This window comes from Luteibacter sp. TLI7-4A (genome assembly GCF_056754745.1).
Genome location: NZ_JBPGWO010000001.1, coordinates 1,222,038 through 1,241,312 on the forward strand (window position 1 = coordinate 1,222,038; position 19,275 = coordinate 1,241,312).

The following is a 19,275-nucleotide window of genomic DNA, read 5'->3' on the forward strand; positions in this document are numbered from 1 at the left end:
CGATCAGAGGTCGAACGACGCGGAGACGTAGAACGTACGCGGCGTGCCCTGGGTCAGGTAGCCGCCGTTGGCGGAGGCCCAGTAGCCCTTGTTGGCCACGTTCTGCACCGTGAAGCGGAAGGTCACCGGCACGCCTTCGAGGTGCGTCGTGGTGCGGGCGCCCAGGTCGTAGGTCGTCCACGCCGGTACGTCCAGCGTATTGGCGGTGTCCAGGTACTGCTTGCCCGTGCGCACGGCGCGGGCGCTGAGGGTGACGTCCGGCGTGTTCGGGATGTCCCACTCCACGCCCGCATTGGCCTGGAAGCGCGGTACGCCGATGCCATCGTTGCCATCGTTCAGGCTACCCTGGGTCTTCACCAGCTCGGGCTTGATGTAGTTGGCCCCGCCAAGCACGCGCACGCCATCGACCGGCTGGCCGAAGAAGCTCCACTCGATGCCACGGTTACGCTGTTCGCCATCCACCACGAAGGTGTTGGCACCGTTGACATAGGCGCTGGGTTGCTTGATCTGGAACAGCCCGAGGCTGCTGCCGATCGTGCCCGCGTCCCACTTCACGCCGATCTCGTTCTGCTTGGACTTGTAGGGCGCGAAGACCTGGCCGGCATTGGTGACCGGCCGGTTGTTGAAGGTCTCCGGTGCCTGGTCGCCCTGGGTCAGCGCTTCGATATGGTTGGCGTAGATCGACCACTGGTCGGCAAGGCGGAAGTTCACGCCGGCGATGGGCGTGGTCGTGTACTGCTCGTATTCGGAGTTCTTCGCGCCATCCACGCCGTCGATCGCATAGGCATAGCCGATGGTATGCAGTTTCTGGCGCCGGGCGCCGAGCGTCACCTGCAGGCGGTCGTCCATGAAACCGAGCGTGTCGGACACGGCGAGGCTGCGCAGTTGCGTGCGGCCGGTGATGCCGGGGTCGCTGATCGGGCCGACGTCATAGGCGAAGTCGGGCACCGGCGCATAAGTGGGCGAATAGATGTTGGTATGGATCTGGTCGAGCGATCCGGCATAGGCGGCTTTCTTGCGGAAGCTCAGGGCCGAGAAGCCGATGTTCACCCGGTGGGTGACCTCGCCGGTGTCGAAGTGCGCGTTGAAGCCGGCTTCACCCGTGGCGGTGTCCGCGATGTACGGCACGGTGAAGCGCGATTCGGTCGCGTTGCCGGCGGTATCCACGAGCGTCGGGCTGACGTAGTCGCCGAACTCGTTGCCATGGTGCGCGCCCGCGGCCACGTATCCGGTGAGCCACGGGGTGAAATCATACTCGGCGCGGACCACGCCGAAGGTGTCTTCCAGCGAGGAATTGGACCAGGGCTGGGCATAGTTGGTCTTTGCGGACGGCGCACGCGGCACGCGATCGAGGCCGCTGGCGTAGACCACGGCGCGGCCGCCGGTGATGACCTGTTTCTGGTAGCCGATATCGGTGGTGACACGCAGCTTCTCGCCCTGGTAGTCGAACGCGACCGAAGCGGCCGTGACGCGACGCTGCTCGCCGTCGATGGCGGTGTTGCCATCACGATGGACGGCATTCACACGCACGCCGAAGGCATCGCCGGCGCCGAAGCGGCGACCGATATCCACGCTGCCGCCCACCTGGCTGTCGCTGCCCCAATCCAGGCCGACGCGGGTGATCGGCTGCGCTTCCGCGCGCTTGGGCGCGATGTTGATGTTGCCGCCGACGCCGGAGCCCCCGGGACTGATGCCGTTGAGGAATGCGCTGGCCCCCTTGAACACTTCCACGCGGCTGACCAGTTCCGGCGCGAGCAGTTGGCGGGGCAGCAGGCCGTAGAGTCCATCGAAAGCGATGTCGTCGCTATAGACCTGGAAGCCACGGATGGTGAAGGTCTGCGAGAAATTGCCATAACCGAAACCGGTGCGCACGGCGGGGTCGTTGGAGACCACGTCGCCGAGGGTGCGCGCCTGCTGGTTGCGGATCAGCGTGTCGGTGTAGCTGGTGATCGCGAAGGGGACATTCATCGAGTCCTGGTTGCCCAGCACGCCGAAACGTCCACCGCGGGCGACCTGCCCACCGGCGTATGCCGCGGTGGGCGCGGCGACGCTGGCCTCCACCTGCACGCCTGACAAGGTGGTGCTGTTGTCACGCGCCTTCTGCTGCGCGTCGGTGCCGTCGGCGGCATGGGCCGGGGGCGCCAGCAGCACGAGGCCGGCGAGGGCGGCCGAGACGGAAAGGGTGAGGACATGACGGCGGAACGGGACGGCGGACATGGAACTCCCAACGGACATCGAGTGTGTGAATGCGAATGTAAATGAGAACCGATCTCAATTATCGCGCATTCTTCACGTGCTGCAAAGCAACCCGATGTCGCGGGAGATTTTCAGAAGAACCTGTAGTTGAAGCTCACCGTGAAACTGCTCGGCGGGGCGTAGTAGAGGTTGCTGAACTCGTCGAGCACGAAGTACTTTCGATTCAGCAGGTTGTCCGCGTTGACCTGCACCGACGCCTGCTTGCCGATGGCGTAGCGGGCCATCGCGCCGAGCAGCATCACCGAGGACTGGTCGAGCCGTTGCGGACCGTTCGGGCCGTCGACCTGGGCATGGCTGGCCGATTGCCAGTTGGCGCCCCCGCCGATCGTCAGGCGGTTCCATGCGCCGGGCAGGCGATAGGTGGTGAACAGGCGGATCAGGGTACGCGGCAACGCCGTGCGCAACGCGCCGCCGTTCTGGGGCGCCTTCACGTTGAAGTGCGACCAGCCGAACGTGCCGTTCCAGGATTCCGACATATCGCCCGAGGCTTCGAATTCATAGCCGCGTGACTTCGTCCCGTTCACCGCGTTGTATGCCTGCGTCCGCCCGTCGGGCAGGTACTCGCCCACCGCCGCCTCCGCCACGTTGTCCTGGCGCGTCTCGAACAGGGTCAGCGAGGTGTTCAACGCGCCGTCGAAATGCCGGCCCTTGATGCCCACCTCGCGGCTGCTGCCGAGCACGGGATCGAGGAAGCCGCCGTCGGCGCGGCGATTGCTTTGCGGGTCGAAGATCTGCGTGTAACTCGCGAACGCCGAGTAGGTGCCGTCGATGTCGTAGATCAGGCCGGCATACGGTACCGTCTTCGTATGTTCGTGGTGATACACGCCGCTGGTGCTGTCGTTGGTGTCGTTCTTCCAGCGGCTGTAGCGCGCGCCGAGGATCAGTTTCAACGGATCGGCCAACGACAGGCGCGCCGCCGTGTAGATACCGCCCTGGTCGGTATGCGTGGCGCTGTATGGCGTCTTGTCCACGGCGAAGTCGGGATAGGGATAGCTGCCGTTCCATTGCAGGAAGTTGCCGACGCCCGGCAGATCGCCGTGTTCGCGTTCCCACGAATCCTGCGTGTAGTGCGAGCCGCTGACGCCGACCACCAGTTCGTGCTCACGGCCCCAGGCCTGGAACGGCCCGGACGCGTAGACGTCGAGCAGGTTCTGCCTGCCGGCATCGGTACCCCGGTAGGCGAAGGGCGTGATGCCCTCGCCGGTTTCGCGGTTGGGAAACCCGTAGACGTAGAACAGCGCGTCGTCGCCATCGGTTTCGCGGCGGCTGGCCATGACACGCAACTGCCAGCCGTTGTCGAAGCTGTGCCTGAGGTCGGCGAAGGCGGTCCGCGTCGTGTTGTCCCAATAGGTCCAGTCGGCGGCGCTGGTGAAACCGCGCGGCCATTCGATGAATCCGCCGGTGTCGTCGAAGACGGGATAGGAGCCCCAGGTGACGCCCTTGGGCGTGGTGCGCTGGTAGTCGAAGCCGAGGCTGAGCACGGTATCGCTGCCCAGGTCAGCGTCGACGACGCCATAGAAAACGCTCTTCTTAGTGCTGTAGCGGTCGAGGTACGAGTCGCCGTCCTCGTAGGCGGCCACCACGCGGCCACGCACGCTGCCGGAGACGTTCAGGGGCGTGGATAGATCGAACGTGCCCCGGCGCGTGTCCCACGATCCATAGCTGAGGGAGGCATCCGCCTGGAGTGTACGGCTGTCGGCACGCTTGCGGACGAAGTTGATCATGGCCGACGGACTGCCCGCGCCGCTCATGAGGCCGGTGGCACCGCGTACCACCTCGACGCGTTCATAGATGGCGGTGTCCAGGCTGCCGTCGGCGGAGCTGGAGTTGAGTCCGGCGGCGATGGGCACGCCGTCGTACGCCATGTTCTCGATCTGGAAGCCGCGTGCATAGAACACCACGCGCTCGGTATCGTAGGCGCTCGACGAAACACCCGTGGTGTTGTCCAGCACGTCGCGCACGTTGGTGAGGTTCTGGTCCTCGATGCGTTGTTCGGTGACGATGCTGATCGATTGAGGCGTGTCCTGCGGCGTCAACGACAGGCGAGTGGCTGCGGAACTCTGTTCGGCGGCATAGGTGGGCGCGCGCTGGCCCTTGACGGCGACGGCATCGAGCGTGGTGGCGGCATCCGGGGCGGTGGTCGCCGATTGCGCGAATGCGCCGAAAGGCAATGCCGCGGACAGGCAAACGGCGAGCACGGTCGGCCGCGGCCGATGGGAGTGGGTCGGGAACATGATGGGTAGCCCCTAGGCGTTGGACGAAGGGCACCGATGGGGCCCGCGTGGTTCAGTCGACTGGCTCGCTAGGGGCTGGCTGGTCGTATCGCGGTGGTATTCTACATAATTCCTACAGGCTTCAACCCATGGCACTCAAATCCACGGTCTTCAAGGCCGACCTGCAGGTCAGCGACATGGACCGGCATTACTACCAGGCCCATGCGTTGACCATCGCCCAGCATCCGTCCGAGACCGACGAGCGGATGATGGTCCGGGTGCTGGCGTTCGCCCTGAATGCCGACGATGCCCTCGTGTTCGGCAAGGGGCTCAGTTCGGACGACGAGCCGGACCTGTGGCGCAAGGAGCTGACCGGCGAGGTCGACCTGTGGATCGAGATCGGCCAGCCGGACGAACAACGCATCCGCCGCGCCGCTGGCCGCTCGAAGCGCGTGATCGTCTATACCTATAGCGGGCGCAGCGCCGAGGTGTGGTGGAAGAAGACATCCGCCGCCGTCGCACGCACGAAGAACGTCTCGGTGATCGACGTCGCGCCGTCCACCGTGGAAGCGCTGGCCGCGTTGACTCAGCGATCGATGCAGATCCAGTTCATGGTGCAGGACGGCCAGGCCCAGGTCATCGGCGGCGACGCGGTGGTTCCGGTGGAACTGAACACGCTGGCCTGACGCGATGCGCCGCGTCGAGCGGTGCGAACCCGGTATGACCCGCTAATACCTATGGGTGTAGTGCCTGGCCAAGAGGCCCTTGCTAAGCTCGCGAAGGCCGGCTGCCGCTCACGGACCAGCGGATCTCGAACCATGGAACCTGTCCATTCCCATTGCGTTCTCGCGATCGCGAAGAACCATCGGAGGAGTGTCGTCATGTCTTCAGAGTTCGCTTCATTCGGTCGTTGGCATTTCCTCACCGCGTCAGCCCTCCTCGGGGCGACAAGCATCATCCTTCCCTCCGTGACACACGCCGCCACGCCGCCTGCGGAAAGCGCGTCGATCCGGCCCTTCCCGAAAGTGCACATTCCCGATGAAACCCTCGCGGACCTGCGCCGACGGATCGCCGCGACCAAGTGGCCCAGGAAGGAGACGGTGACGGACGCGACACAAGGCGTGCAACTGGCCACCATGCGGAAGCTGGCCGCGTACTGGCAGTCCGACTACGACTGGCGCAAGGTGGAGGCGAGATTGAACGCCTTGCCGCAATTCGTGACCACCATCGACGGCGTGGACATCCACTTCATCCATGTCCGTTCGAAGAACAAGAACGCCTTGCCGATCATCATCACCCACGGCTGGCCGGGCTCGATCATCGAACAGCTGAAGATCATCGACCCGCTGGCCAATCCCACCGCGCATGGCGGCAGCGCATCGGATGCGTTCGACGTGGTGATTCCTTCGTTGCCTGGCTATGGTTTCTCCGGCCAACCCGAGACCACCGGCTGGGATCCCCAGCACATCGCGCGGGCATGGACCGTGCTGATGAAACGGCTGGGCTATAAGCATTTCGTCGCCCAGGGCGGCGACTGGGGCGACGCGGTGTCCGAGCAGATGGCGGTGCAGGCGCCTCCGGAACTGCTGGCCATCCACACCAACATGCCGGCCACCGTGCCGGACGACATCGCCAAGGCGCTTTCAGCGGGAGGGCCGGCGCCGGCCGGCCTGTCCGGCGATGAAAAGAACGCGTACGAGCAACTCGACTTCTTCTACAAGCACGGCCTCGGCTACGCCCAGGAGATGACGAACCGACCGCAAACCCTGTACGCCATCGAGGATTCCCCGGTGGGACTCGCCGCCTGGATGCTCGACCACGACGCGCGCAGCTACGAGTTGATCACCCGCGTGTTCGACGGGCAGGCCGAAGGCCTGACGCGTGACGACATCCTCGACAATGTGACGCTTTACTGGGTCACGAACACGGCCGTGTCCTCGGCTCGCCTGTACTGGGAAAACAAGCTCGCCTTCTTCGAGCCGAAGCACCTGACGATCCCCGTGGCGGTGAGCGTCTTCCCCGACGAGATCTATGCCGCGCCGAAGAGTTGGGCGGAGAAGGCGTTCCCGAAGCTCATCCACTACAACCGGCTGGACAAGGGCGGGCATTTCGCCGCCTGGGAACAACCGGCGATGTTCGTCGAGGAACTGAGGGTGTCGTTCAAGGGCGTCCGCCAGGCCGGCGCGCGATGACGGCCAGCTGGCGGGACACCCAGGACAGCACCACGCAGGCGAGTCCCGCCAGCACCCAGCCCGACGCAGGCTCTCCGGGCTGCTGGAATACCTGCCAGTAACGTGCACCATAGATCACGGCCGCGGCGACCAGCGCGACGGCGAACACGGCCAGGAGCACGCCGGAGAGCGGCCGCTCGATGCCTCCTTCATGGCGGGCGACGTGAGCCGCGGCCCGGGCGACGAAGTCGCCTGGCGGAGCGCCGACGGGATGGGATATCACGGCACGGGCCACCTTGCGGTACTCCAGCGCGAGAGGATCGAGATCGGCGGGGGCCTGTCCGCGTGCCGCGCGCATGCCGCGTTCCTGGGCTTCCCACTCTCGTTCGTCATTCATGCTCGTACTCCCATGCGCGATTCCAGTATCTCCCGCAGTATCCGGCGACTGCGGAAAAGATGGCTCTTGATGGTGCCCTCGGCCATGCCGGTCACCCGGGCGATCTCGCCGATCGGCATTTCTTCCAGATGGTAAAGCGTCAGCAGCGTGCGTTGCACCGGCGGCAGCGAGTCGATGGCCGCATGCAATCGCGCACCCATCTCCTCATCGGCCACGGCGGCTTCCAGGTCGAACCCGTCGCCGACCCGTTCCGCCAGGGAGTTTCCTTCCTCGCCGCCCGAGGCCTCGACCAGGGGAATGCGCTTGCGCTCCAGATGCCGCTTGGCCACCGAGTACGCCACCTGCGCTATCCATGACTTCAACGCGCTTTCGCCACGGTACTGGTGGAGCGACTGGTGTATGCGCAGGAAGACGTCCTGACAGAGTTCCCGGGTGTCGTCCGGGTGCCTGACCATGCGGTCCACCACGTGCCAGCACAGGTTCTGGTACTCACGCACCAGCCGTTCGAACGCCCCGGGCTCGCCCGAAAGGACGGCGCCAACCAGGGCCAGGTCGGTGGCGATCGCATCGGCGAGGGGAGGGGGCTGGATGGACATTCCCTTATAGGGATACGTCGGGCAGGCCAGCGGTTGCAATCGATTTACTGCAACCGGCGGCTTCCCCGCCGTATCTCCTTGGCTGTACCCATCCCACAGGACATCCGAACCATGGACTTCTCGCTACTTATCCCCATCACCATGTTCGTCTGCATCGCCTATTCGGTGAAGGTGGTCGTCGATGCCTACACCCGTCGCCGGATCGTCGAGTCGCGAGGCTCCGAAGACATGGTCCGCTCGCTGCTCGAAGGCGAAGCCGCGCGGCGGCGCCATGCCTCGTTGCATTGGGGCTGCGTCCTCGTCGCCCTGGCGCTCGGCTTCGGCCTCGTCGAGGCGACCGGCGTGGATCATGCGACGCCCGGCGTCATCGGCTTGCTGCTGGGTGCCACGGGCCTGGGTAACCTGGCCTATTACGTCTTCGAGCGCCGCGGGGCCAAGGGCGGCGCATGAGACGCTTCCTGGCGCTCGGTTCCCTGTTGCTGGTCGCGACGCCATTCGCGTCGCTGGCAAGCCCGCCGCCCGATTTCGCCCCGTTGGCGACCCTCATCCAACAGACGAAAGACGCGACCGCGTTGCCCTCCGGAACGGCCATCGCCGTCATCAAGAACGGCAAGGTCATCTATGAAGGTTATTTCGGATATTCGGACATCGCGGCGCGAACACCGGTCACACGTGACACGGTGTTCTATATCGCCTCGGCGACCAAGCCGTTCTTCGCCTTGAACGCACTGCTCCAGGAAGACGCCGGCCAGCTGGACACGCGCATGTCGTTGCACGACATGTTTCCCGCAGGACGCTTCACGGGCATCGACGCGAATGCGGTGACCATGAAGGATCTCCTGGTGCATACCACGGGAGTGGACAACCAGCCCCTGGTCTGGGCGACGGCGTACAGTGGCATCCATGATACGCGTTCGCTTCCGGAACTGGTGTCCGCGTCGTATCCGGATGAGAAGGCGACACACGGGACCTTCAAGTACACCAACGTCGGCTACAACATCCTGAGTGTCTGGCTCGACCGCCATGGGCCGGTGCCCTGGCAGGAGCAGCTGGAACGCAGTGTCCTGCATCCACTGGGCATGCGGCGGACCTCGACCTCCATCGACAAGGCCCGGGCCGCGGGATGGACGCTGGCCAAGCCCTACTCGTTCGCCAGTGCCCGGCCGCGCCAGCCTTTGTATCTCGCCAAGTCGGACGCGACCATGCACGCGGCGGGCGGCCTGGTTTCCACCGCGCCGGACCTCGCGACGTTCCTGATCGCGGAACTCGCCTCGGGGCGGCGGCAGGCGATACCGGCGAAGGTGATCCGCCGTTCGCACGAATCGCAGGTCGCCTTGACCGCGAAGTACATGGATTTCCCGCGCACGGGCTACGCCTGGGGCTGGTACACCGGCGAGTACAAGGGCAGGACAATGCTGCACCACTTCGGCGGCTTCGCCGGCTTCCATGCGCATCTGTCCTTCATGCCGGACGAAGGCATAGCCCTGGTCGTGCTCAACAACGAGGATGTCCTCGGCGCTCAGCTGACCAGCCTCATCGCCGACTACGTCTACGGCAGCCTGCTAGGCGAGCCGGATGTCGCATCGACGGTGTCGCGGCGGTTCGATGCATTGCGGACGAAGGCGGCGGAGGTATCCCTCATGGCGGCTCGCCAGCGGGAGACGATCCAGGCGCGTGCGTGGGCGCTGTCCCGTCCGCGCATGGAGTACGCAGGGACCTATTCGAACGAGCTGCTCGGGGATATGACGGTCCATCTGGACGAAGGCCGCGGCATGGTGATCCGTTGGGGCAACGTGCAGGCCGTTGCCACCGGCGGTGAAGCACCGGATCGGGTCCGCGTGGAATTCGCGCCCAACTCGGGTGACTTCCTCGACTTCCGCACGGAGAACGGGGCGGTGACTGCCATCTCGTTCGAGCAGATGGTCTTCAAGAAGTCGTCAGGGGAAGGGTAGTCCCGTTACCCGGCGAATCCGCCACCATCGAGGTATGCCTGTTCCTCCGGCGTGGTCTCCCGCCCCAACTCACGATTGCGGTGCGGGAAGCGGCCGAAGCGTTCGATGATGTCGTGGTGGACCTGCGCATATGGCATGTAGGTACCACCCAGCGCGCCAAACAGTTGCAGGGACAGCCGCTGGTCGGCGGCGTCTTCGGAATGTTCGAAGGGCAGGTAGCAGAAGGCGCGCAGCTCCGCGTCGATGGCGCTGTCGAATCCGCGCTGTAGCATGTGCCGCGCCACGAATCGTGCGAGCGGGTCGGTGGCATACATGTGCGCGCAACCGCGAAAGGCATTGCGTGGAAACTGGTCGAGCAGGATCAGCAGGGCGAGGCAGCCGTCGGCGCTGTCGAGCCAGGCATCCAGTTCACGCCGCGCCGCCGCCATGTGCGCCGCCAGGAAGTGATCGCGGAAAACCCGGTCGAAACCGGCATCGTTGGTGAACCAGCGATCGTAGCCGGCGTCGCGCCAGAAGCGCAGGACGCGTTCCGGTGTCTCCGGCGGGGCGAGGACGGGAAGGGGTTCGGTCATGTCGGTCACCTGCTCGTGGAACATGCAAGCTTACCGATAAATCGGCGAAGCCGGCGCCGGACTGTTGCGCCCCGGGCAACGCCATGTGTACGCTGGCGCATATACCGTGTCTTTCGTTGACGACCTAGCATCCCGGGGCCATGAACAAGCTGCCGGGAGAGACCGATGAACGAGTCGTTCGCCAAAGACATCGCACCACTTTTCACCGACGGCGATACCCGGTGCATGGGGGGCATGGGCGTCAGGCTGCGCGACTTCGATTATATGGCCGACCCGAGGGGCGATGCCGTGTATCCGGACCACGCGAATGCGCGCCATGTCCTTGCCCGTTTGAAGGGCACCGAGACGCCACGCATGCCGCCAGGGGGTGAACCGTGGAACGACGACAAGATCGAGCGGTTCGAGTCCTGGATGGTGGAATGGCTTCCTTGAGGAATACAGGTGACTGATACCGTCGTTTCCCAACCCGTCGCCGCGAAGCTCACCCACGCGGCGATCTTCCTGGTCGTGACGCTGGGCCCCGATCCGCGCGGTGACGAGGCCGTGCGCGAACTCTGCGGCGACATGGCCTCCCTGCTGCGCGGCATCGGTTTTCGCCATCCCGACCGCCGCCTTTCCTGCGTCATGGGCTTTGGCTCGACGGTGTGGGACCGCCTGTTCGGCACGCCCCGCCCCGCGTCGTTGCACCCCTTCCGGGAGCTCAAGGGCGTGCACCACGCACCATCGACACCCGGCGATCTCCTGTTCCATATCCGGGCGACGCATATGGATCTCTGCTTCGAACTGGCCAGCGAGGTGATGTCGAGGATCGGTGCCCATGTGACCACGGAAGACGAGGTGCACGGCTTCAAGTACTTCGACGAGCGCGACCTGCTGGGTTTCGTCGACGGCACGGAAAACCCCGTGGGCCACGACGCGGCCACCGCGACGATGATCGGCGAGGAAGATCCGGCGTTCACCGGCGGAAGCTACGTCATCGTGCAGAAATACCTGCACGACCTGAAGGCATGGAATGCGATCCCGGTGGAGCAACAGGAGAAGATCATCGGCCGCCGCAAGCTCTCCGATGTGGAACTCAGGGAGGCCGACAAGCCGTCCTACGCGCACAACGTGTTGACCAATATCGAGGAAAACGGCGAACAGTTGCAGATCGTGCGCGACAACATGCCTTTCGGCGAAGTGGGGAAGGGCGAGTTCGGCACCTATTTCATCGGCTACGCGCGTTCGCCCGCCCGCATCGAACGGATGCTGGTCAACATGTTCATCGGCAATCCGCCCGGCAACCACGACCGCATCCTGGATGTGAGCAAGGCAGTGACGGGCACCTTGTTCTTCGTACCGTCGGCGACGTTCCTCGCGGGCGTCTAGGCCTGCGTCGTCATGTCCTCTTTCCGGGCAACGTCACCATATCCTGACCCGTTGCTCCGGCGGAAGATATAAGGCCTGGCCTGGCTTTACATCGAACGCCTTGTACCAGGCGTCGATATTGCGCGATGTCCATACGCGTTGCGCCGCCGGCGCGTGGGGATTGGTCAAGAGGCGTTTGCGCAAGTCGGCGTCGCGGTAGTTCAGGCGCCATATCTGCGCCCAGCCGAGGAAGAAGCGCTGGTCGCCGCTGAAGCCTTCGAGGATGGGCGCGGGCTTCCCCTGCAACGAGAGCCCCCAGGCGTCGTAGGCAATCACCAGTCCACCGAGATCGGCGATGTTCTCGCCCAGGGTGAGAGCGCCATTGACGTTCAGGTCCGGCAGTGGCCGGTACGCGTCGTACTGGCGCGCGAGGGCCTTCGTTCGCTTTTCGAATCCGCTCAGGTCCGATGGCGTCCACCAGGTGGCCAAGCGCCCGTGTTCGTCGTACTTCGAGCCCTGGTCGTCGAACTGATGGGTGATCTCATGCGCGATGGATGCGCCGATCCCTCCGTAGTTGATGGCGGGATCGGCATCGGGATCGAAGAACGGAGGTTGCAGGATCGCGGCGGGGATGACGATCTCGACGGCGGAAAAGTTGGCGAAGGCGTCGACCGTCATGGGCGTGACGCGCCACTCGTCGCGGTCGAAGGGGTGGCCGAGCTTGTTCATCTCGCGGTCGAACGCGAAAGCGCGTGCCCTGAGCTGGTCGCCGAAGGCATCGTCGGCGCGCATCTCCAGGCCGGCGTAGTCGCGCCACCGGTCGGGATAGCCGACCTTGGGATGGAATGCCGCGAGCTTCGCGCGAGCGCGGGCCTTGGTTTGTGGCGTCATCCAGTCGAGCGCCTCGATGCGCCGGTCCATGGCGGCGATCAGGTTGCGGACCAGTGCTTCGGCCGCCGCCTTGTGGCCCGCGGGGAAATAGCGTGCGACGTATGCCTTGCCGACCTCGTCGGGAACGGAATCCACGACGAAGGCCACGGCGCGTTTCCAACGCGGTTCCGGCTGCTCGGCACCGCTCAGGAGGCGTTCGTGGAACGCGAATCGCTCTTCCGAGAAGGCGCGTGGCAAGACATCGCCGTAGGCGTCGAGGACCGCGACGCGCATGGCGTCTTTCAGCACGGGCAGGGGCGTTGCACCGACCACGCCTGCGATGCCAGTGACGGCGCTGGGCTGGACGACGACCAGCTCGTTCGCCTGAGTGCCGATCCCGCCGAGGAAGGTATCCATGTCGAAGCCTGCGGCAAGGGACGCAAGCTGCGCGCGCGTCCGGCGGTTATACGTCTTGCCGGCGTCGCGACTGTCCACACGGTTCCAGCTGACTTTCGCGATATCGGCTTCCATGCGTAGCAGGGCATCTGCGCGGCGCGAGGCGTCCTGTGCGACAACGCCCGAAAGGACCAGCAGACGCGCGACATGGTCGCGATAGGCGAGGCGCGCCTGGGCCATCGATGCATCCGGCCGCAGATAATAGTCCCGGTCGGGCAAACCCAATCCCGCCTGGCCGAGTTTCAGTACGTAGGCATCCGGATCGCGGTCGTCCTGGGTGACGACGACGTCGAATGGTATGGCGACACCTTCGCGCGCGGCTCGCGCGGCGAGGCGCGCGTAGTCTTCACGCGTGGCGATGGCGTCGATGCGATCCAGCCAGGGACGAGCAGGCGCCAGGCCCTTGGCGTCGAGGGTCGCCTCGTCGAGGAAGGCGGCGTAGGCGGCGCCGGCCTTGCTGCGCGGATCTTTCCGCGCTGCTTCGAGGATGCCCTTGACGCGCTCGCGGTTGAGGTCGTCGAGGCGCGTGAACATTCCGTAGCTGGATTTGTCCGCGGGAATAGGCGTGGCGTGCGCCCATGCGCCATTGGCATAACGGTAGAAGTCCATTCCCGGCGCGACCGTGCGGTCCATCCCGGCGATGTCGAAGCCGAACGGCCCGATCTCCGGTTGCCCGCGCGTCTGCGCATGAACCGAAGATGTCACGCAGGCCATGAGCAGCGTAGCGAAAACGACGGCGTGGATTTTCGTCATGCGGGCCTCCCGGTTCAGCCTCTGGATGGTTATCGAGCGCCTGCGAAAGCGATAGGAAAGGGTGGTCCAGCGTAATCGGGCGCAACACAGGGTGCTAACCATGGAGTGATTTCCTTGAGCAAGCAACGCCTTTCCGTCATGACACTCAGCGCGACCCTCTGTATCGCCACCTTGGCCGCGTGCAACCAACGGCAGCCGGATAGCGTGACCGCGGCACCGTCGACCGCGCCGGCCCCCGCGGAGACCATCGCCCAGGCGCCGCAGGCACCCGCGTATACACCACCGACGGCCGATCAGCTCTACCAGCTGGTGGCACCTATCGCGCTGTTCCCGGACAAGCTGGTGGCCCAGGTGCTGGCCGGGTCCACATATCCCGACCAGATTGTCGCCGCCGACAACCTCGTTACCCAAAATCCGAAGCTCAAGGGCGCCTTGCTACAGACGGCGGTGGAGCCACAGCCATGGGATGCGAGCGTGAAAGGTCTTACTGCCTTTCCGTCGGTGCTGGAGCAGATGGCGAAGAACGTGGATTGGACGACCGCGCTCGGCCAGGCCTACGTCAACGATCCCACGGACGTGCTCAATGCGATCCAGGTGATGCGTGAGCGCGCCGCGCAACGCGGCAGCCTGCGTACATCGCCACAGCAACGCGTGACCACACAGTCCGTCACCACCACGGAGGTGCGGCAGGGCGAGGACGATCCGATCGTGGTCCCGTCACCACGGCAGGTGATCGAGATCGAACCGGCGCAGGAAGACACCGTTTACGTGCCCAGCTATGACCCGGGGGTCGTGTACGGCGAGGAAGCCGTCTATCCCCGATACACCTATGTCCGTTCGTCCTATAGCACCGGCAACGTGGTCGCCGTGGGCGCGGTCAGCTTTGGCGTGGGCGTCCTGGTCGGCGCCTTGCTCGACCACCATGACGGCGGGTGGCATTCGTGGGGCGTGAATTGGCACGGCGGTTACGAGGGCGGCGGCTACAACGGGGGTGGCTGGCATCGCCCCGCCGTGATCTACAACAACCAGACGTATGTCTCGCATTCCACGACCGTGGTGAACCGCTATACGACGAACAACATCAATAACGGCACCATCGTCAACAATCGTGATTCGTTCAACCGCGCGACCGCGACGGTGAATAACATCCATGACGGCCGGAACGTCACCAACAACGTCACCAACAACGTCGACAATAGACGCTTCGACGGCCATGACAGTGTGCATCCCGCGCAGATGAGCGTTCCCGACTTCACCCGCGCCGGTTACCGTAGCGCGGCACCGGTTCCGGTGCCGCATCCCGGGCGGCCGGAGGGCGCCGGAGCAGCCCCCCGGCCGGAAGGCGCAGGAATAGCCGCACGGCCGGATGCCGGCTCGCGCTTCGCCGATCATGCCGCCGCGGAGAGGAAACCCCAGCCTGAAGCGCCATCCGCGCCACCCCGCGCGTTCGAGGCCAGGCCACAAGAGATGTCGAGGGCGCGGGCGGCGAGCGAACCACCGCAACATGCCGGGGAAATGCAGCGCGCCGTGAGAGAGCAGCCGTCGCAACCCAGGCCGGAGACGCCACCGCACCCGGTCGCACAACCGCGCGATGTCCAGGCGCGGCCTGAAGCGGAAGCGCGCCAGCCCCGGTTCGAGGAGCATCCGCCACGCGACGAGCGCCCGCGTCCCGAAGAACATGACATGCCCAGGGAAGCGCGACCGGCACCGCAGGCGCACCCCCAGGTACACCGCCCGGAAACGCCGCCACCGCATCGTCCCGAGCCGAAGAAAGACGAGAAAAACGACCGGTGAGCCTTATACCAAGCCTCACTTGAGCTTGACGACCACCTTGCCTTTCGCACGGCCCGATTCGACGTAAGCCAGTGCTTCGTTGGTCGACTCGAAAGGGAAGACGCGATCGAGGACGGGGCGGATGGCGCCCGCCTCGACCAGCGTGGCTATCTCGCGCAGTTGCGTGCCGTTGGCTCGCATGAAGAGGAACGAGTAGTTCAGGCGACGATGGACCGCCTTCTTCCTGACGCCAGCACTCAACAGCCGGATGATGAGCTGGACGAACCACGGCAGGCTCGTTTCCCGGGCGAAGGCGGGGTCGGGTGGACCGGAGATCGAGACGAGGGTGCCGCCCGGCTTGAGGATGCGCAGCGATTTGTCGAGTTCGGAGGGACCCTGGCTATGCAGGACGGCATCGTAATCCTGCAGGATCGCTGCGAAGTCGTCTTTCTTGTAGTCGATGACGATGTCGGCGCCGAGGTTCTTCACCATGTCGATATTGGCGCCGCTCGTCGTCGTGGCGACCGTGGCGCCGAGGTGCTTGGCCAACTGGATGGCGAAGCTGCCGACACCGCCCGAACCTGCCTGGATAAAGACCTTCGCCCCCTTCTGGAGTTGCATGCGTTCCACCAGGGCCTGCCATGCCGTCAATCCCACCAGCGGCAATGACGCCGCCTCTTCCATGGTGGTATTCCTGGGCTTGAGGGCGACATCGCTTTCATTGACGGCAATGCATTCCGCGAACGCGCCGATGCGATGATCCGGTGGCCGCGAATAGACTTCGTCGCCGACCTTAAACTGCCGGACACGCGATCCCACGTCGGTTACGATCCCGGCCACGTCATGGCCGAGCACGAGCGGCAGCTGGTAGGGCAGGATCAGCTTGAACTCGCCGCTCTTGATCTTGGAATCCAGCAGGTTCACGCCAGCGGCATGGACCTCGATCACCACCTCGTTATCCCGTGGTTTGGGGCGCGTCGCGTCGCCAAGCCTCAGGGAGGCGTTCTTGCCGTAACGGTCGATGAGGAATGCTTTCATGGCGGTCCCTTGGACGAGGAATTTCAGGCAGCCCGGGATAGGGTGACTATCATTATGATACTCATCATATATCATCCCGCCCAACGAGCGCCGCTCTCCGGCTATGCTTCCACCATGGTCACCCCCTTCCACGACGACGATCTGCTCCATCTCGCGGCGCATGGCGTTCCACCCCTTCCGGCGGAGGCCGTGAGCGGATATGTCGACAACGAGAACGCCCGCATCTGGTACGCCAGCATCGGCGTGGGGCCGCCGGTGGTCCTGTTGCACGGTGGCCTGGGGAACTCGGGTAATTGGGGCTATCAGGTTCCAGCGCTGGTCGGGGCAGGGTACAAGGCCATCGTGATCGACAGCCGCGGCCAGGGCCGTTCGACCCGTGATGCAAGGCCCTACAGTTACGAACTCATGGCCTCCGACACCCGCGCCGTGATGGATGCGCTTGGCCTGACCAAGGCGGCCTTCGTCGGTTGGAGCGATGGCGCCGATACCGCGCTCGTCCTATCGCGGGAGACACCGGATCGCTCTTCCGGAGTGTTTTTCTTCGCCTGTAACGTCGACGGCACCGGTACCAAGCCGTTCCAGCCCACCCCCGCAATCGATCGCATCTACGGCCATCACGTCAAGGAGTATGCGGCGCTGTCGCCGCTCGTCGGCGGGTTCGAGGCGATGCGCGACGACCTGGGTGCGATGCAGGCCAACCAGCCGAACTATGCGGCCGGCCAGCTTCGGGAAGTCACCGTGCCGGTGTGGATCGTCCTGGGCGAGCGCGACGAGTTCATCGAACGCGAGCATGCCGAATACATGGCAAGGACCATTCCGGGCGCCAGGTTCGTCCTCCTGCCGGAGGTCGGCCACTTCGCGCCGCTGCAACGGCCGGAGGTCTTCAACCGCGAAGTGTTGGCGTTCTTGCGAGGGGTTCGGGGCAGTCCAACGGACGCTTGAGGCGACGGCCGGCTTTCGAGGTGTACGATGGCGGCAGCCCCTTTAAGACACTACTCCCATGCCCCGGAAAATGAAGATCGATTTTGTCTCGGATATCGCGTGCCCATGGTGCGCGATCGGCCTTGGTGGCCTCGACCGCGCGTTGGAGCGCCTGCACGGGGTGATCGAGCCGGAGATCGTTTTCCATCCGTTCGAGTTGAATCCCGGCATGCAGCCCGGCGGCGAAAATACGTTGGAACACGTGGTCGCCAAATATCGCATTCCTGTCGACGAGGCTCGCCAGAATCGCGAGCGCATCAAGGCACGTGCGGCGGCGGTGGGCTTCACCATGAACACGTCGGATGCGAGCCGCATCTACAACACCTTCGATGCGCATCGCCTGATCGCCTGGGCGGCGAAAGATGGAAAGCAACGCGAGCTTACCCGGCGATTGTTTGGTGTCTACTTCACGGATCAGACCGATCCCGGCGACCACGATGCGCTGATCGCGGCGGCGGAAGGTGTGGGGCTGGACCCTGCGGAAGCGCGCGAGGTGCTCGAATCCGACCGCTACGCCGACGAGGTACGCCGGGACGAGGCGCTCTGGCATGGCCGTGGAATCACGGGCGTGCCGGCCGTGATCGTCAACGACCAGTACCTGATTTCAGGAGGCCAGCCACCCGAGGAGTTCGAGCGGCAGTTGCGCGGGATCGCCGAGGCTATGTCCACGTAGCCCGCATCATTTCCATTTCAGGTTCACTCCCTGGCAGCCCGGCTCTCTTGAAACTGCTTCAGTGGCTCGTAGGTGGCCCGATAGCTGCGCGGCGTGATGAACGGCATGAGCAGGGTGCGAAGGGCGTGCGGAAGGCGCGCCGCCTTCGACAGCCGATCCGTCATCGCCTGCACATGGGCCACCCGCTCCCTCCGGGCTTGTTCGAAGCGCGGGCCGATCTTCGTCGCGTCATCGCTTTCGGCGACGATGGCGGCGAGTGCAAGGGCGTCTTCCATCGCCAATGCCGCACCTTCGGCCCATACCGGGGCCGTGGCGTGCGCCGCGTCTCCTACGAGGACGATCCGATCCTTCGCCCAGCTCGTCAGTCTCACTTCCTCGATGGGTGAATGGTAGACATCCTCCGGATGCGCCAGGGCCCAGTCCAATGCCTTGCGTACGCGCTCCGGGAACGTTCGGAAGGCTTCGCCCAGGTGGTGATGATCGTTGCCGGGAATACCTGTCGACCTGACGGAGACCCAGCCGTAGACCGTGGCATCGTCGACGGGAAGCAGGAGGATCATGCCGTGTTCGCCAGTCCATAGCGTCCAGCCGTCGATGCCACCGGGATTGGGCGCCATGAAGCGCCAACTCGCCGAAGCGAGCCGGGCCGTCATGACGCCCTGCGATCCCATCGCCATCTCGCGTACGGTGGAACGGACGCCATCGGCACCGACGAGCAGGCGGCCGGAGACCACGTCCCCACCTGTCAGGCCCACCTGCACGGCGTCGGTGTCCTGCCGAATGGCCGTGAGGGTGGTGCCGAGGCGGATGGCCGACGCGTCGAGCCCGGAGCCCAGCATCGCCATGAGATCCGCACGGCGCACGGCGCGTGGGCGCATGGTTTCGCCCCAGAAGGTGTCTTCGTCGATGGCGGCCAGGAGGCGGTCGCTGGCCGTACGATATTCACGCTTGCGCACGGGATGTCCCAGCCGCTCGATGGCGTCCGTCAGGCCCAGCCGCCGGAGCGCGGCGATGGCGTTGCCGGGAAGATTGATGGCAAGGCCGCCATCGGCCGCTTGCGGACTCCGTTCGAGCACCAGGGAATCGACCCCTCGCTGCCTGAGGGCGCGCGAGGTGGCCAGGCCGGCGATGCCACCGCCTACGATGACGATCGGCTGCGAATCGTTGGACGCCATGGGAGGCTGCTTGCTGGGGACGACTCGCGATTCTGCCCCAACCATGCGCGAC

17 protein-coding genes are annotated in these 19,275 nt (G+C 65.0%); 9 read left to right on the plus strand and 8 right to left on the minus strand.

Annotated features, from left to right (window positions below):
• Positions 1-3 precede the first annotated feature (3 nt).
• Positions 4-2,217: a TonB-dependent receptor gene (locus ACR9Y6_RS05445; protein WP_481280364.1), complete on the minus strand. Its 2,214-nt coding sequence runs from the start codon at positions 2,215-2,217 to the stop codon at positions 4-6.
• Positions 2,218-2,327: 110 nt separating this feature from the next.
• A complete protein-coding gene (locus tag ACR9Y6_RS05450) occupies positions 2,328-4,490 on the minus strand; it encodes a TonB-dependent siderophore receptor (RefSeq protein WP_481280365.1) in 2,163 nt (720 codons plus the stop codon).
• 128 nt (positions 4,491-4,618) lie between these two features.
• Here ACR9Y6_RS05450 and ACR9Y6_RS05455 point away from each other — a divergent pair, with 128 nt between their 5' ends.
• The gene (locus ACR9Y6_RS05455; protein ID WP_481280366.1) at positions 4,619-5,155 is read left to right on the plus strand and encodes a YaeQ family protein; all 537 of its coding nucleotides are present in this window, start codon (positions 4,619-4,621) and stop codon (positions 5,153-5,155) included.
• Between the two features lie 195 nt (positions 5,156-5,350).
• A complete protein-coding gene (locus tag ACR9Y6_RS05460) occupies positions 5,351-6,661 on the plus strand; it encodes an epoxide hydrolase family protein (RefSeq protein WP_481280367.1) in 1,311 nt (436 codons plus the stop codon).
• Here ACR9Y6_RS05460 and ACR9Y6_RS05465 read toward each other — a convergent pair.
• A complete protein-coding gene (locus ACR9Y6_RS05465; protein ID WP_481280368.1) occupies positions 6,630-7,037 on the minus strand; it encodes a hypothetical protein in 408 nt (135 codons plus the stop codon). The genes ACR9Y6_RS05460 and ACR9Y6_RS05465 overlap by 32 nt on opposite strands.
• Positions 7,034-7,633 (minus strand): RNA polymerase sigma factor, encoded by a 600-nt coding sequence (locus ACR9Y6_RS05470; protein ID WP_481280369.1) that lies wholly within the window; start codon positions 7,631-7,633, stop codon positions 7,034-7,036. The genes ACR9Y6_RS05465 and ACR9Y6_RS05470 overlap by 4 nt, the downstream gene beginning before the upstream one ends.
• A gap of 111 nt (positions 7,634-7,744) precedes the next feature.
• Here ACR9Y6_RS05470 and ACR9Y6_RS05475 point away from each other — a divergent pair, with 111 nt between their 5' ends.
• Both ACR9Y6_RS05475 and ACR9Y6_RS05480 read left to right on the plus strand, forming a co-directional pair.
• Positions 7,745-8,083, plus strand: a complete 339-nt coding sequence (locus ACR9Y6_RS05475; protein ID WP_481280370.1) for a hypothetical protein — start codon at positions 7,745-7,747, stop codon at positions 8,081-8,083.
• Complete coding sequence (locus ACR9Y6_RS05480) at positions 8,080-9,585, plus strand: serine hydrolase domain-containing protein (RefSeq protein WP_481280371.1); 1,506 nt, start codon at positions 8,080-8,082, stop codon at positions 9,583-9,585. The genes ACR9Y6_RS05475 and ACR9Y6_RS05480 overlap by 4 nt, the downstream gene beginning before the upstream one ends.
• Before the next feature lie 5 nt (positions 9,586-9,590).
• Here ACR9Y6_RS05480 and ACR9Y6_RS05485 read toward each other — a convergent pair whose 3' ends face one another.
• Positions 9,591-10,157 carry a DUF924 family protein gene (locus ACR9Y6_RS05485; protein ID WP_481280372.1) on the minus strand — a complete coding sequence of 189 codons (567 nt, stop codon included), beginning with the start codon at positions 10,155-10,157 and terminating at the stop codon, positions 9,591-9,593.
• Between the two features lie 165 nt (positions 10,158-10,322).
• Here ACR9Y6_RS05485 and ACR9Y6_RS05490 point away from each other — a divergent pair, with 165 nt between their 5' ends.
• Complete coding sequence (locus ACR9Y6_RS05490; protein ID WP_481280373.1) at positions 10,323-10,589, plus strand: hypothetical protein; 267 nt, start codon at positions 10,323-10,325, stop codon at positions 10,587-10,589.
• Positions 10,590-10,598: 9 nt separating this feature from the next.
• A complete protein-coding gene (locus ACR9Y6_RS05495; protein ID WP_481280374.1) occupies positions 10,599-11,525 on the plus strand; it encodes a Dyp-type peroxidase in 927 nt (308 codons plus the stop codon).
• Positions 11,526-11,558: 33 nt separating this feature from the next.
• Here ACR9Y6_RS05495 and ACR9Y6_RS05500 read toward each other — a convergent pair whose 3' ends face one another.
• Entirely contained in the window at positions 11,559-13,583 is a 2,025-nt protein-coding gene (locus ACR9Y6_RS05500) for a M13 family metallopeptidase (protein WP_481280375.1), read from the minus strand.
• Positions 13,584-13,697: 114 nt separating this feature from the next.
• Here ACR9Y6_RS05500 and ACR9Y6_RS05505 point away from each other — a divergent pair, with 114 nt between their 5' ends.
• Positions 13,698-15,377, plus strand: coding sequence for a DUF3300 domain-containing protein (locus tag ACR9Y6_RS05505; protein ID WP_481280376.1), 1,680 nt, complete (start codon positions 13,698-13,700; stop codon positions 15,375-15,377).
• Between the two features lie 15 nt (positions 15,378-15,392).
• On the opposite strand, the gene ACR9Y6_RS05510 is transcribed toward ACR9Y6_RS05505, so the two are convergent.
• Positions 15,393-16,394 carry an NADP-dependent oxidoreductase gene (locus tag ACR9Y6_RS05510; RefSeq protein ID WP_481280377.1) on the minus strand — a complete coding sequence of 334 codons (1,002 nt, stop codon included), beginning with the start codon at positions 16,392-16,394 and terminating at the stop codon, positions 15,393-15,395.
• A 114-nt stretch (positions 16,395-16,508) separates the two neighbouring features.
• Here ACR9Y6_RS05510 and ACR9Y6_RS05515 point away from each other — a divergent pair, with 114 nt between their 5' ends.
• Positions 16,509-17,336 (plus strand): alpha/beta fold hydrolase, encoded by an 828-nt coding sequence (locus ACR9Y6_RS05515; RefSeq protein ID WP_481280378.1) that lies wholly within the window; start codon positions 16,509-16,511, stop codon positions 17,334-17,336.
• Positions 17,337-17,406: 70 nt separating this feature from the next.
• Positions 17,407-18,048: a DsbA family oxidoreductase gene (locus tag ACR9Y6_RS05520; RefSeq protein ID WP_481280379.1), complete on the plus strand. Its 642-nt coding sequence runs from the start codon at positions 17,407-17,409 to the stop codon at positions 18,046-18,048.
• Between the two features lie 23 nt (positions 18,049-18,071).
• Here ACR9Y6_RS05520 and ACR9Y6_RS05525 read toward each other — a convergent pair whose 3' ends face one another.
• Positions 18,072-19,223 (minus strand): FAD-dependent monooxygenase, encoded by a 1,152-nt coding sequence (locus tag ACR9Y6_RS05525; RefSeq protein WP_481280380.1) that lies wholly within the window; start codon positions 19,221-19,223, stop codon positions 18,072-18,074.
• Positions 19,224-19,275: the final 52 nt, after the last annotated feature.